Genomic DNA, 13,580 nt, shown 5'->3' with positions numbered 1-13,580 from the left:
GCATGAAAAAAGTTCTGACCGCCGCCTGTATCCTGCTGCTCAGCGCTGGCGCGCTGGCGGCCACGCCCTGGCAATCTATTCGCCAGCCGATCCCCGGCGACGCGCAGTCGATTGGCGCGTTTGCCAACGGCTGCATTATTGGCGCTGAACCGCTGCCGCTGAATGCGCAGGGGTATCAGGTGATGCGTCAGGATCAGCGACGCTACTTTGGCCATCCGGATCTGATCCTCTTTATTCAGCGCCTCAGCACCCAGGTTCACACGCTGCAACTTGGCGAAGTGATGGTCGGCGATATGGGTATGGCGGCAGGTGGACGCTTCAGCAGCGGTCACGCCAGTCACCAGTCCGGGCTGGATGTGGATATCTGGCTCCAGTTGCCGAAAACCCGCTGGAGCGAACAGATGCTGCTGAAACCGCAGCCGCTCGATCTGGTGGCGGCAGACGGCAAAAACGTGGTGGCGCGGCACTGGCAACCGGCGATCGACAGTCTGATTAAGCTGGCGGCGAAAGACAGCGATGTGACACGCATTTTCGTCAATCCGGCAATTAAAAAGCAGCTTTGCGCCGATGCCGGACAGGATCGCGACTGGCTGCGTAAAGTGCGTCCGTGGTTCGGCCATCGCGCCCATATGCACGTGCGTCTGCGTTGTCCGGCAGGCAGCACGGCGTGTCAGGATCAGCCGTTACCTCCGCCTGGTGACGGCTGTGGCGCAGAGCTGCAAAGCTGGTTTGCCCCGCCGAAGCCAGGCGCAGCCCCGGTTAAGCGTGAGCCGCCGCCGCTGCCGCCGATGTGCCAGGCGCTGTTGGATAAACATCTTCTGTAAGGGGCTGAAATGGATTGGTTTGTGGTCAGCCCGTTGTTGGTGGGCATGCTGTTTTTCGTCGCCGTGCTGGCCGCGTTTATTGACTCCATCGCGGGCGGCGGCGGTCTGCTGACCGTTCCCGCGCTGCTGGCGATGGGGCTCTCTCCGGCGCAGGCGCTGGCAACCAATAAGCTGCAATCGGTGGGCGGATCTTTCTCCGCCAGCCTCTACTTTATCCGGCGCAGGGCGGTGGATCTGCGCGAGCAGAAGCTGAACATCGCCATGACGTTTATCGGTTCAGTGAGCGGCGCAGTGTTGATTCAGCATATCAACGCCGAACTGCTGCGCCAGGTGCTGCCGCTACTGTTGATCGCCATCGGTCTCTACTTTCTGCTGATGCCGAAAGTGGGCGAAGAGGACAGGCATCGTCGCCTGCATGGCCTGCCGTTTGCGCTGGTGGCGGGCGGCTGCGTAGGCTTTTACGACGGCTTTTTTGGGCCGGGCGCCGGATCGTTCTACGCGCTGGCTTTCGTCACGCTGTGCGGTTACAACCTGGCGAAATCTACCGCGCACGCTAAGGTGCTTAACTTCACCTCTAACCTCGGCGGCCTGCTGTTTTTTATGTTCGGCGGCAAAGTGGTGTGGGGCACCGGACTGGTGATGCTGATTGGTGCTATTTGCGGCGCGCGGCTTGGCGCGCGCATGGTGCTCAGCCGTGGGCAGACGCTGATCCGCCCGATGGTGGTCGTGGTTTCAGCGGTAATGAGCGCAAAACTGCTTTACGACAGTCACGGCGTGGCTATTGCGGCCTGGTTCCATCGACTGTTGGCCTGATTTATCCAGAAGAAGAAATATGACTCAGAAACATAACTACCCGCAGCTCATTGAAATCTTTGATCGCTGCTTTTACCACGATTTTCAGACCCGCCTGATTAAAGGCGACGACGAACCGATTTATCTTCCTGCGGACGAGAGCGTTGACTACCATCGGGTGGTATTTGCGCATGGCTACTACGCCAGCGCGCTGCACGAAATCTCCCACTGGTGTATTGCCGGCGCGGAGCGGCGAAAACAGGTGGATTTTGGCTACTGGTACTGTCCTGACGGGCGCGATGCGCAGACGCAGAGCCAGTTTGAATCAGTGGAGATCAAGCCGCAGGCGCTGGAGTGGATGTTTTGTGTCGCGGCAGGCTTTCCCTTTAACGTAAGTTGTGACAATCTCAGTGGAGATTGTGAGCCGGATCGCATTGCGTTCCAACGCAGGGTTCATGCTCAGGTGATGACATACCTGGAACAGGGCATACCGCCCCGGCCAGCGCGCTTTATTGCAGAACTTCGCACTTATTACTCAATGCCCCCGTTGACGGCATCACAGTTTCCCTGGCCGGAAGATTTGTGAACGGCGGGTGAACGAATGGAAGAGGAATTATATGATCGATGAATTTGAAGCGCGGATCCTGGCCCTGATCGACGATATGGTTGAGCACGCCAGCGACGACGAGCTGTTTGCCAGCGGCTATCTGCGCGGTCATCTGACCCTGGCGGTAGCGGAAATTGAACAGAGCGGCGAACACACGCCGGAAGCGTTGCAGATCCAGGTGCAGAACAGCCTGCAAAACGCCATCCAGGCCGGTGAGCTGTCACCGCGCGATCAGGCGCTGGTGATCGGCATGTGGGATAACCTGTTCCTCAAAGCGCGCCAGCCATCCTGATCGGCGGCCGGGCGCTGTTTCCATGACCGGTTCTCAGATTGGCCGCGTCCGCATTGAGAAGCGACGCCCGAACGATTATAAAGACACAACGTATTGAGTCTGCGTAGTCAGGATGGAAAGTTCAGGGATGAATAACAGAACACATAACGGCGCGACGCCTGCGCCAATTCACACCTCATATACGCCTTATCATATTGGTCGCTTCGCTGTCCTCAATGGCTTTCTTATGCAAAACGGTAAATGCGAGCCGACGCGATGAAAAAGATAATCGGTCTTACTGGCATATTCATCATTACTCTCATCATTTCCGGCGTGGTCTGGTTCTGGCCCGTTATCGAAATTGGCTTTGACGGCAGCGCTCACTACACCGAGCAGGATTCGCGGCGGTATAAATTGCTTACCCACGATCTGCTGAAAGGTATGCCTCGAATATCTGCGCGCTATGATTTTGATTTTGCAAATATCGCCGGACCAGCGACGTTTGTCTGGACAGTAACGTTTTATGGTACTGAAGACATCCATGATATTGAAACTTACCTGATTGCTAAAGGATACAAGCGACAGGCGACATGTGATGTGGAAGCAGATTGCTGGCTCACATCAGCCTCAAAAGATATGGTAACTACAGGGAGATTTACGACGGATAAGACAGTAATGGTGCAAATTCAGGAGAGAACCCGCCAGTGAACATCGCTGTTTATTAAATGGAGATTCAAGGATGAGCAAGCGAAGCGAGATAATTGATGGTAGTAAAAGTACTTATTCAAAATATGGACTCGTGTATACAGAAGTTCTGGGTTGGATAGACCTGGGACATGCGCAAGGTACGGATATTGAATTACTCATGAACCGGTTCAATGCTGGTGAAGCTTCAGGGAAAAAAATTTTACGACGTCACTTACTCGCAAGGAATGAACAGTCCATATAATTTCGTTCGTACCGGAAAATTTATCACCTGGCGCATTCGGCATGGTCGCCCGTGGCATGAGCGCCAAAGTATTGCGCTGGCAATGATGATGACGCTGGCACGTAAATTCGAAGCCTTGCAGGCAACACCCCCGATCAGTTTCTTAACGGACAGCGGTTTTAGCGGAGAGGATTTGGTCTCGGATCTTTTAGGTTTTTATCGCGTTACGTCTGTCCAGAACCCCTTTCCGAGGCTGCGTCCTGTCAGTAAGGCAGAAGCGCTTAAACGCTGGGACTATTACGGCGCAATTGGCCGATTTAAAAACGACACCTTCCGGCCCATACTTTTCCCCGATCCTGAACGATTCCCGCAAGCCATACCGCGTAAGGGTATGCTACCGCCATTTATGCGAACCATCGAACCCTACCGTGATTTCCGTTCGGGCAACGTTGCCATTGCATCACGTGACGGTTCTTTTATTCAGAGTGGAAAGTGAGACTTCTGAAATGAAAACTTCCTGATCCAATAACGCCCCGGATGCATGGTGACCGGCGTGTCGCGGTCAGGCAGCATTGGCTCGCCGTAGTGAACACGCCAGCGACGACGAGCGCGGTCATCTGACCCTGGTGGAAATTGAACAGCGCGGCGAACACACGCCGGAAGCATTGCAGATCCAGGACAGCCTGCAAAACACCATCCAGGCCGGTGAGCTGTCACCGCACGCTCAGACGCTGGTGATCGGCAAGTGGGATAACCTGTTCCTCAAAGTGCGCCAGCCATGCTAACAGAAAGGAACAGTTATATGACCGGTTTCACAATTCGTTTCTCTGAGAATGGATAACCGGTGAGTTAAATATTATAAAACGCTTTAACCTGTCTCCGGGTAACAAAGGAAGAGAGAGTCACGGATGAGTTTTACTGATGGTCGTTTAGTCTTTTATTTCCGCATCATCATGCTATGTCATCCTGCCAATATCGGTGAGTGTTTAATATCACGCCGTCACTTCTTTTTTATCTTATGGAAAAAACAGATATGTTCAAAGGAAGGGACTGAGAATAAGTCCTCAAGTGGATTTACATTAACAACGTAAAGGAGAACGTTATGGCCGGATTTAATTACGGTGGAGGCCCGGGAGACGGAACTAACTGGAGTTCAGAAAGAGGCAATGAACCCGCTCCGGGCGGTGGGAGTCAGGGAAATGCTGGCAACAGAGACAATAGCGGTTCAGGAGGGAATAAAGGAGGAAGCGTATCAAACGAGCTGCGTACCGCTGGCGATGCACGGGCTCGCTCACACGGTATTAACCCACAGATATTCAGTTTTTATTATATAGATGGGGATGGCCATATTTTAGGCGTAAATCCCAATTCATCCGTTGGGTTGAATGGGGATTTCTCTGTCGGTAGAGTTGACCTGGGTCTTGCCCCGCAGAGTTTACTTCGCGATAAAGATAGTAATGATAAAGTTAACGATAAAAACATCTACAGCGGTAACTACAGTATTGGTGCAGTTTATAAGGGGGATATTTCTGCTGCGCGCATAGCCTCACTGGAAAAAGTCATTTCGGAAAATGCCTTATGGGCAAACAGTACGCAGTCCGGACAAAGGATTACCCAGGCACGACAAAAAACCCGTGCTGCAAAAGCAGAGCTTGCGATGATTAACTTTGTTCGTGAGCAACAGGCTGCTGTTACTCAGGCAATCGCGGCGGCTAAAGCGAAGGCAGAAGCCGAGGCCAGAGCAAAGGCGGAAGCAGAGGCCAGAGCAAAGGCAGAAGCCGAGGCCAGAGCAAAGGCAGAAGCCGAGGCCAGAGCGAAGGCAGAAGCCGAGGCCAGAGCAAAGGCAGAAGCAGAGGCCAGAGCAAAGGCAGAAGCAGAGGCCAGAGCAAAGGCGGAAGCAGAGGCCAGAGCAAAGGCAGAAGCAGAGGCCAGAGCAAAGGCGGAAGCAGAGGCACAAAAGCGACGCCAGGCAGGTATGGAGAGACTTCATTCCCCTTATGTGCAGGCAACCCGCGGAATGTCGAACGTACAATCAATAGGTTGGGCTGCTGCGTCAGTAGGTGCCATCAGACCCGATTCTTTGCTTTCTCATGCCCTGATAATGCGTATTCTTAATGTTATAGTCGAATTGCGTGGGATTGCCAGCGCGAGCCTGGCAGGACCCGTAGCAGCAACGGTTGCCGGACTGTTGTACTCAAAAAAAGTTGGAGTGGGCAGCGATATTGTTCCCGGCAGAGATATCAGTGTGATGTTTAATGACAATATAATGAACCTGCCAGAAACTTCTGAACTCCTGGCTAAATGGGAGCATGGTCAGTCATTAAATATGCCCGTCAGGGGCCGACTGGTTATGCAGGACGACGGGACGTTGGAAACGCAGTTCGTTCGTAACCCGATAAGCAGTGAAGTACCAGTGGTCCGTGCGATTCAGGACGATATCACTGGCTATTGGGGATATAAACTTCCAGCGGTAGCGGATGTGCCTGAACAGACCATCCTTGTTAGTCCTGCTGATGCGCCTGGCGTTGACGGCTCAACCATTCTGACCGGCCCGCTGCCTTTACCCGAGCAAATTGTACATACCGGCGGCGCGGTAACGGTGCCACAGGAGGCCACTGTCACCATTACGCCAGTGGCAGATGACATAGAGTTTAACGATCTGATTCTGGTCTTTCCTGATGGTTCGGGATTAGATCCGATGTATATTGTTTTTCGTAGCCCCCGGAATATGCCCGGCACGGTTACGGGTAAAGGTCAGCCGCCAGGAGATAACTGGTTAAGTGGCGCGGGCCAGGGTGAAGGGGCGCCGATTCCCAGCCAGATAGCGGATAAATTGCGTGGACGGGAATTCGCAAGTTTTGACTCATTTCGCAGGGCTTTCTGGGGCGAGGTGAGCCAGGCTCCCGAATTGATAAACCATTTTAAAGAAAGTAATAAAAGAAATCTTAGAAAAGGTAATGCACCATTCCCCACGCCATCTGAACAAGTCGGTGGGCGAAATCGATATGAACTACATCATATTGAACATATAAAAAATGGCGGTGCAGTTTACGATGTTGATAATATTCACGTATTGACACCTAAAAACCATATAAAACTACATAACAAAAGGAATATGAAATGAAAAAAAATAGTATTTCTGATTATACTGAGTCGGAATTTTTGGCGTTTGTTCGTAAGATATTTGATGTGGATTACAAAACGGAGTCTGAACATTCACAAGCCGTTGTTGAATTTGACCGATTATGTGAGCACCCTTACCGTAACGGCTTAATTTTTCATCCGAAAGATGGACGAGATGACAGTCCTGAAGGCGTTGTTCAGGAAGTAAAAGAGTGGCGCGCCGCAAACGGCAAACCAGGTTTTAAACCGGAATAATAATTAAGGCTCCTCAGGCAGGAGCCTTTTTACTTCCATTCGCTAATCCAGTCTTCAGGCGTATTCACGGCCGCACGCCAGAAAATGGTTACCTGTCAGCAGCACGGCCACTTACAGGCTCTCAAGTCCTGACCGCTTTCCCCTTCAACAGCTTCCTGATCCAGTAACGCCCCGGATGCATGGCGGCCAGCGTATCGCGATCGAGCGGTATCGGCTCGCCGCACAGTTCGGCAGCCAGCACCTCGGCAGCCAGCGGGCCGCTGCATAAACCGCGCGAACCCAGCGCACCCAGCACAAATACGCCGGAATGCACCGGGGTTTCGCCTGCCTGCGCCCGCTCTTCTGCCAGCCTGACGTACTGCTCAAGCAGGCGGTCGTAGTCAGGCAGCGGGCCGACCATCGGCAGATGATCGCGCGTGGCGCAGCGCACGCCAACGCGGGCCTGCCGCGCACTGACATCCACTTCCTCCGGCCAGGACGTATCCGGCAGACAGCGGATCAGACGCGCGCGGTTCTCCTGCTGATCGTCTTCGCGATAGGCCGTCGTGCTGTCGCCGCGATGATAGCTGGCACCGATGCAGTGCTGCCCGTTATTCGGGTTTACCGGCGTCAGATAGCCGTCGTAGCAGAGCACCTGCTTCAGTTTACTCAGGCCAGGCGTGGTCGGCAGATGGCTGACCTGCCCGCTCACCGCGTAGGCGGGCAGCTTTTTGCTTTGCGCAAAAGCGGTTAACTGATGGCCGGTCGCCAGCACCAGCGTGGTGGCGTCAACGTCGGGCTTGCCGGTAAAGTTCAGCCTCCAGCGGTCGTCGTGGCGGGTCAGCCCGTCCAGATGATGCTGCCAGTGCGTGACCAGCCCCTGCTGCTGCGCCAGCCGGAACAGCGCGGGCGTCAACTGCGCCGGAGAGAGCCAGCCGCCGAGGGGATAGGTGATGCCGCCGCAGCCGGTTTTAACACCGCACAGCGCTTCCGCTTCCGCCTGCGTCACCGCGCGGGCGATCGCTTCCGGCAGGCGCATAGTCAGCATTTTCGCAATTTTTCCGGCGCTTTTTTCATCCCACGCAAGCTGCGTAACGCCGCACCACTGATGATCGAACGTGACATCGAGCTGATCTAACAGGCGTCGTGCAAAGGTAAAGGCCGCGGGGAAAAAGGTTGCCAGCGCCGGATCGTGATGATTGAGCAGCGGATAGAGCGCGCCCTGACGATTCCCCGATGCGCCCGCGGCAGGCTGCGCATCGGCGCTGTACAGCGTCACTTTTTTGCCGCGCCGTAGCAGCGCAAGCGCGAGAAGGGCGCTGCTGATGCCGCCGCCAATTAGCGTGATCTCACCGCATTGCGCCTGCGGCCGTGCATACCAGGGCGTTCGCGGTGGCGTCGCATCTGCCCGGGCCATCACGCCGCCCAGCATCTCCCGTTTGGGGCCGAAACCTTTACGTTTCTCCATGCTGAAACCGGCGTCGATCAGTCCACGCCGCACAAAACCGGCGGCGGTAAAGGTAGCGATTGTGCAGCCCTGGCGGGCCAGTCGCGCCATGCATGCAAACAGGCCAGGCGTCCACATCTCCGGGTTTTTCGCCGGCGAAAAACCATCCAGAAACCAGGCGTCGACCTGCTGATTCAGGCTGTCATCAAAACTGTCTGTCAGCGCATTAATATCCCCCAGCCACAGGTCGAGCGTCACGCGTCCGCCGTCCAGCAGCAGCCGATGACAGCCGGGCGTTGCCGACGGCCACTGCGCGCGTAGCGCAGCGGCATAGTCGGCCAGCTCGGGCCAGTGAGCGTGGGCGCGAGCCAGATCGGTCGGACTAAGCGGAAATTTCTCACAGCTGATGAAGTGCAAACGCTGTAGTCTGGCTTCAGGCTGCTGCTGTCGGAAAACATCAAAGCACTGCCACAGCATCAGAAAATTCAGGCCGGTGCCGAAACCTGTCTCGGCGGTAATAAAAAGATCGCGCGGATGGTCGCTAAACCTGGCAGGAAGCCGATTGCCGCCAAGGAAGACGTGGGCGGTCTCCTGCGGGCCGTTTTCATTAGAGAAGTACACATCGCCAAACGCTCGGGATACAGGTGTACCCTGTTCATTCCAGTTCAGCTCAGCATGTTCAACAGGCGTGGTTTTCACGGCGGAAGCTCGGTTATCAGGCGGTGGCGCGATTGTAACGGTGTGATCTCACCTACGCAAATTTACACAAGCTAACCGCTGATCGGACTTGTTCGGCGTACAACTGTAAGCTAAAGTGCTCCTCGAATCTTGATAATCGTATCCTAATAAAGAAGTGATGAGGTATTGAATGAAACGTGCAGTGATTACTGGCCTGGGAATCGTTTCCAGCATTGGTAACAACCAGGAAGAAGTCCTGGCGTCCCTGCGTGAAGGTCGCTCCGGCATTACCTTCTCTCAGGAGCTGAAAGATTCCGGCATGCGTAGTCACGTCTGGGGTAACGTTAAGCTTACTAAAGATGAAATCACCAGCCTGATCGATCGTAAAGTTCTGCGCTTTATGAGCGACGCGTCCATTTATGCCTACATCTCTATGCTGGAAGCGGTGAAAGATTCCGGCCTCACCGTTGAGCAGTATCAAAACAATCCGCGCGTGGGCCTGGTGGCCGGTTCCGGCGGCGGGTCGCCTATTAACCAGGTGGCCAGCGTTGACGGCATGCGCGCAAAAGGCCTGCGCGGCGTCGGCCCGTATATGGTCACCAAAGCCATGGCATCTGGCGTTTCTGCCTGTCTGGCTACGCCGTTTAAAATTCACGGCGTGAACTACTCGATCAGCTCTGCCTGCGCCACCTCCGCGCACTGCATCGGTAACGCAGTTGAGCAGATCCAACTGGGCAAACAGGATGTGGTGTTTGCCGGCGGCGGTGAAGAGCTGTGCTGGGAAATGTCCTGCGAGTTTGATGCCATGGGCGCGCTGTCCACCAAATATAACGAGTCGCCTGAGAAGGCTTCCCGTACCTATGACAGCAGCCGCGACGGTTTTGTTATCGCTGGCGGCGGCGGCATGGTGGTGGTTGAAGAGCTTGAGCACGCGCTGGCGCGCGGCGCGCACATCTATGCGGAAGTGGTTGGCTACGGCGCCACCTCCGATGGTGCCGACATGGTTGCGCCGTCGGGCGAAGGCGCGATGCGCTGTATGCGTCTGGCGATGCAGGGCGTGGATACGCCAATTGACTATCTGAACACCCACGGCACTTCCACGCCGGTGGGCGACGTGAAAGAGCTGGGCGCCATCCGTGAAGTGTTTAACGACGCCGTGCCAGCAATGTCCGCCACCAAAGCGATGACCGGTCACTCGCTGGGCGCTGCGGGCGTGCAGGAAGCCATCTATTCGCTGCTGATGCTGGAACACGGTTTCATCGCGCCAAGCATCAATATTGATGAGCTGGATCCGGCCGCCGAAGGGCTGAATATCATCACCAAACCGACCGAACAGACGCTGACCACCGTCATGTCGAACAGCTTTGGCTTTGGTGGCACCAACGCCACGCTGGTGATGCGCAAGCTGTAAGCGTTAGCTATTAAAAAAGGGATGCGCCGCAGGGCCATCCCTTTTTTTGTCTCAATATGACCTACTCGCCGCGCAGCACTTTGCCAACATTCCCCGCGGGATGCACCGCCAGCAACTGCTCTCTGCCGAAACCACTCTTTGCCATCAGTCCGGCAATCATGCCGTCAAACAGCGCCAGCACTACAACGACAGAGGTGGTTGCCAGCATCTTCAGCGGGTCGATCTCCTCCACGCGCGGTGTCAGCAGCAGGCAGTCCGCTGCGCGGGCAAGCAGAGAGTCGGGATTCTCAGTCACGGCGATCACGCGCGTGCCTTTCTCCTTCACCGTGGGCAGCAGGCGGGTCAGTTCGTCGGAGTTGCCGCCGCGCGACAGCATGATCAACACGTCGTCCGCACGAAGAAAACCGATGTCGCCGTGGGCCGCATCCGCCGCGCTCAGCCAGATGGCCGGTTGCTCGATGCAGGCCAGCATATGGGCGATTTTACGCGCCGCAATGCCGGAGGTGCCGATGCCGGTAACGGCAATTTTCCCCGGACAGTCAGCCAGCAGATTAAGCACCGCCAGCCACTGTTGGCGATCGATATCCTCTTCCAGCCGCGCCAGCGTGCGGCTCCAGGTTTGCCAGCCAGCCTGCGCCTGCTGCCAGGCCTCTGCGTCGTTCATCATGCCTCCTGCATCATCTGACGGTATTTCACGTGATCGTGATACAGCTCGCGAAAGACGCGGTATTTACGGTCGTAATAACGTTTGATCTCATTGGTTTGCGGGGTGACGGTTTTACCGGTGCGGCTCATGGCGTTCATTGCTTCCGGCAGGGACTCATACAGGCCCGCCGCAACGGTGCCCATTATTGCGCTGCCAAGCAGCATCGCTTCGCTCTCTTCCGGCAGCAGCATGGCGCAGCCGGTGGCGTTGGCGTGTTCCTGCACAAACACCGGATTTTTAGTGCCGCCGCCGCTGGCCATAATGGTATCGATGCTGTAGCCGGTTTTGTTCATCGTTTCGATAATATGCCGCGTGCCCAGCGCGATAGCCTGAATCGTCGCCAGATAATGCAGCGCCATATCTTCCGGCGTACGTGACAGCTTCAGGCCGGTCAGCACGCCGGTAAGGTGGGGATTGGCGCGCGGCGAGCGGTTGCCGTGGAAGTAGGGCAGCATATGAATATCTTTGGTCAGAAAGGCGATATTCTCCGGCTCGCCCGCCATTTTGCGTAGCAAATCGTTGAGCATTTCATAAATGGTTTTACCCTGCGATTTGCCCTGTTCACGCAGCGCGCTGTAGCACGGATGCGACTGAATAATGTGATCGATAAGCGCGCCGGTGGCCGACTGTCCGCCTTCGTTCAGCCAGAAATCCGGCAGTGCGGCAGAGAAATAGGGCCCCCAGACGCCTTTGATAAAACGCGGCTCGCGGGAGATCGCCATGTGGCCGGTCGAGGTGCCGCCGATCAGCGCGATACGGCGGTCGAAATCCGCATGTTCGCCCGATGCCCCGGATGCGCCTAACGTGCCGAGGCTGCCCGCATGGGCGTCAATTATCGAGACGCTGACCGCCGTGCCGGGCAGCAGGCCCATCTCCTGCGCCGCACGCTGCGTCAGGCCGTGGCCCAGCGGCTCGCCCATGGTTTTCACGCTGCGACCAATTTTCGCCGCGTCATGTTCCAGCAGATCCTCCAGGCCAATCTGGCGGAAATAGCTCTCGTCCCAGCGTTTCTCATGACCCATGTAGGTCCATTTACACACCAGCGAGCAGAGCGAGCGTGTTTCGTCCTGGGTGGCGCGCCAGGTCAGGAAGTCCGGCAGATCAAACAGGTGACCGATATTCTGCCAGCTGTTGGGCATATGCTGTTTCAGCCACAGCAGTTTGGGCGTCTGCATCTCTGGCGAAATCACGCCGCCAACGTAGTCAAGTACGCGATGCTGCGCGGCGTTGATGCGTTCAGCCTGCGTAATCGCGCGATGATCCATCCACACAATAATGTTCTGTTCGCTGCGCCCGGACGGGCTTACCGTCAGCGGCTTGCCCTCTTTATCCAGCACCACCAGCGAACAGGTGGCGTCAAAACCAATGCCTTTGATCTGTACCGGATTGATATTGGTCTGGTTAACCGCATCCCGTACAGAGTCGCAAACCGCCTGCCAGATATCATCTGACGACTGTTCAACAAAATCAGCCTGTGGGCGGAAAAGCGCAATTTCACGGCTGGCCTGGCCCATCATCCGGCCCTGGGTATCAAAAATGCCTGCCCGCGCGCTGCCGGTTCCCACGTCCACACCCAGATAGTAACTTGTCATTGTTAGCCTCGTCCGTCAGGTTCTGCGATTCTGTAATGCAATAAACAGGATGAGAACGCCGCCCCATAGCGCCATGGTGAGGTAACTGCTCACGCCCAGCAGATTGAGGCCGCTCTCCAGCATTTGTAATACGATCAGCGCCAGCACCAGGCCGACCACCCGACCAAAGCCGCCGTCGGGATTCACCCCGCCAAGCACCGAAGCCAGAATGGTCACCAGCAGCCAGGATTCGCCGTAGCCCGCCTTGGCGGAGTTGAACATGGACATCATCAGCAGCGCCGCCCCCCAGCTCAGCAGCGCGGAAAGCACATAAACCGTCACCTGTACCCGCGCGGTATTCACGCCGCTGAAGCGCGTCGCTTCTTCGTTTGAACCCAGCAGATAGATGCTGCGGCCGAGCGTGGTGTGCTCCAGCAGCACCCACAGCAAAAAAGCCACCAGCAGGAAAATGAATAGCGCAACCGGTACGCCGAACAGATCGCCATTGCCGAGGTACTGGATCAGGGGCGGAAAGCCCGAAATCACCGCGCCGTTAGAGAGCAGGATATTCAATCCGGCGATCAGCGTCATGGTGCCGAGCGTGGCGAGGATCGGCGACACGCCAACCACCGCGATCAGCAAGCCGTTGAGCGTACCAATTGCCACCGCCAGCAGCGCACCCGCCAGCAGCGCCAGCAGCAGATACTGCGGGCCGGGATGGGTGGTAATGATCCACGCCATCAGCAGCGAGCAGGCGTTGGCGCTGGCAATAATCGACAGATTGATGCCGCCGGTGAGCATGGTCAGCCCCATTCCCAGCGCCAGCAGCCCAAGAACCGGGAGCTGCGTGGCGATGGACTGGAAGTTCCCCATACTGAAAAACCGGCCGCCCAGCGTGAAGGAAAACAGCGCCAGCACCACCGCGATCATCAGCACCTGGAGCTTAATAATGCGGTCACCGGGTAACGCTTTAATCAATCGCTCCATC

At 56.1% G+C, this 13,580-nt stretch carries 13 protein-coding genes and 1 pseudogene; 10 read left to right on the top strand and 4 right to left on the bottom strand.

Going from position 1 to position 13,580, the window contains the following annotated elements:
* Window positions 1-2: 2 nt before the first annotated feature.
* From mepA to FA91_RS12415, 9 genes and pseudogenes are all read left to right on the top strand, one after another.
* On the top strand, window positions 3-824 hold the full coding sequence (gene mepA, locus FA91_RS12455; protein WP_034916188.1) for a penicillin-insensitive murein endopeptidase: 822 nt from the start codon (window positions 3-5) through the stop codon (window positions 822-824).
* A 9-nt stretch (window positions 825-833) separates the two neighbouring features.
* Window positions 834-1,637: a sulfite exporter TauE/SafE family protein gene (locus tag FA91_RS12450; protein WP_034916187.1), complete on the top strand. Its 804-nt coding sequence runs from the start codon at window positions 834-836 to the stop codon at window positions 1,635-1,637.
* A 19-nt stretch (window positions 1,638-1,656) separates the two neighbouring features.
* Window positions 1,657-2,202 (top strand): elongation factor P hydroxylase, encoded by a 546-nt coding sequence (locus FA91_RS12445; protein WP_034916185.1) that lies wholly within the window; start codon window positions 1,657-1,659, stop codon window positions 2,200-2,202.
* A gap of 31 nt (window positions 2,203-2,233) precedes the next feature.
* Window positions 2,234-2,515 carry a YfcL family protein gene (locus FA91_RS12440; protein WP_034916183.1) on the top strand — a complete coding sequence of 94 codons (282 nt, stop codon included), beginning with the start codon at window positions 2,234-2,236 and terminating at the stop codon, window positions 2,513-2,515.
* A 255-nt stretch (window positions 2,516-2,770) separates the two neighbouring features.
* Entirely contained in the window at window positions 2,771-3,202 is a 432-nt protein-coding gene (locus tag FA91_RS12435; protein WP_034919269.1) for a hypothetical protein, read from the top strand.
* Window positions 3,203-3,233: 31 nt separating this feature from the next.
* A pseudogene (locus FA91_RS12430) lies at window positions 3,234-3,918 on the top strand (hypothetical protein).
* Between the two features lie 76 nt (window positions 3,919-3,994).
* Window positions 3,995-4,207, top strand: a complete 213-nt coding sequence (locus tag FA91_RS12425) for a YfcL family protein (protein WP_051937154.1) — start codon at window positions 3,995-3,997, stop codon at window positions 4,205-4,207.
* Between the two features lie 317 nt (window positions 4,208-4,524).
* Entirely contained in the window at window positions 4,525-6,546 is a 2,022-nt protein-coding gene (gene tolA / locus FA91_RS21480; protein ID WP_051937152.1) for a cell envelope integrity protein TolA, read from the top strand.
* On the top strand, window positions 6,543-6,800 hold the full coding sequence (locus FA91_RS12415; protein ID WP_034916181.1) for a bacteriocin immunity protein: 258 nt from the start codon (window positions 6,543-6,545) through the stop codon (window positions 6,798-6,800). Before tolA ends, FA91_RS12415 begins: the two co-directional genes overlap by 4 nt.
* A gap of 121 nt (window positions 6,801-6,921) precedes the next feature.
* On the opposite strand, the gene mnmC is transcribed toward FA91_RS12415, so the two are convergent.
* Window positions 6,922-8,925 carry a bifunctional tRNA (5-methylaminomethyl-2-thiouridine)(34)-methyltransferase MnmD/FAD-dependent 5-carboxymethylaminomethyl-2-thiouridine(34) oxidoreductase MnmC gene (mnmC, locus tag FA91_RS12410; RefSeq protein WP_034916180.1) on the bottom strand — a complete coding sequence of 668 codons (2,004 nt, stop codon included), beginning with the start codon at window positions 8,923-8,925 and terminating at the stop codon, window positions 6,922-6,924.
* A gap of 169 nt (window positions 8,926-9,094) precedes the next feature.
* Between mnmC and fabB the strand changes: the two genes are divergently transcribed.
* The gene (gene fabB, locus FA91_RS12405; RefSeq protein ID WP_034916178.1) at window positions 9,095-10,315 is read left to right on the top strand and encodes a beta-ketoacyl-ACP synthase I; all 1,221 of its coding nucleotides are present in this window, start codon (window positions 9,095-9,097) and stop codon (window positions 10,313-10,315) included.
* 61 nt (window positions 10,316-10,376) lie between these two features.
* Here fabB and FA91_RS12400 read toward each other — a convergent pair whose 3' ends face one another.
* From FA91_RS12400 to FA91_RS12390, 3 genes are read right to left on the bottom strand one after another with little or no spacing between them, the layout of a single operon-like run.
* Window positions 10,377-10,979, bottom strand: coding sequence for an SIS domain-containing protein (locus tag FA91_RS12400; RefSeq protein ID WP_034916176.1), 603 nt, complete (start codon window positions 10,977-10,979; stop codon window positions 10,377-10,379).
* Window positions 10,979-12,613: an FGGY-family carbohydrate kinase gene (locus tag FA91_RS12395; RefSeq protein WP_034916174.1), complete on the bottom strand. Its 1,635-nt coding sequence runs from the start codon at window positions 12,611-12,613 to the stop codon at window positions 10,979-10,981. Before FA91_RS12395 ends, FA91_RS12400 begins: the two co-directional genes overlap by 1 nt.
* Window positions 12,614-12,628: 15 nt before the next feature.
* Window positions 12,629-13,579, bottom strand: coding sequence for an ABC transporter permease (locus tag FA91_RS12390; protein WP_034916173.1), 951 nt, complete (start codon window positions 13,577-13,579; stop codon window positions 12,629-12,631).
* Between the last annotated feature and the right edge of the window lies 1 nt (window position 13,580).

This window comes from Erwinia sp. 9145, assembly GCF_000745075.1.
Taxonomy (GTDB): Bacteria; Pseudomonadota; Gammaproteobacteria; order Enterobacterales; family Enterobacteriaceae; genus Erwinia; species Erwinia oleae.
The sequence above is the reverse complement of the archived record's forward strand: the minus strand, read 5'-3'. Positions and strand labels throughout refer to the sequence as shown.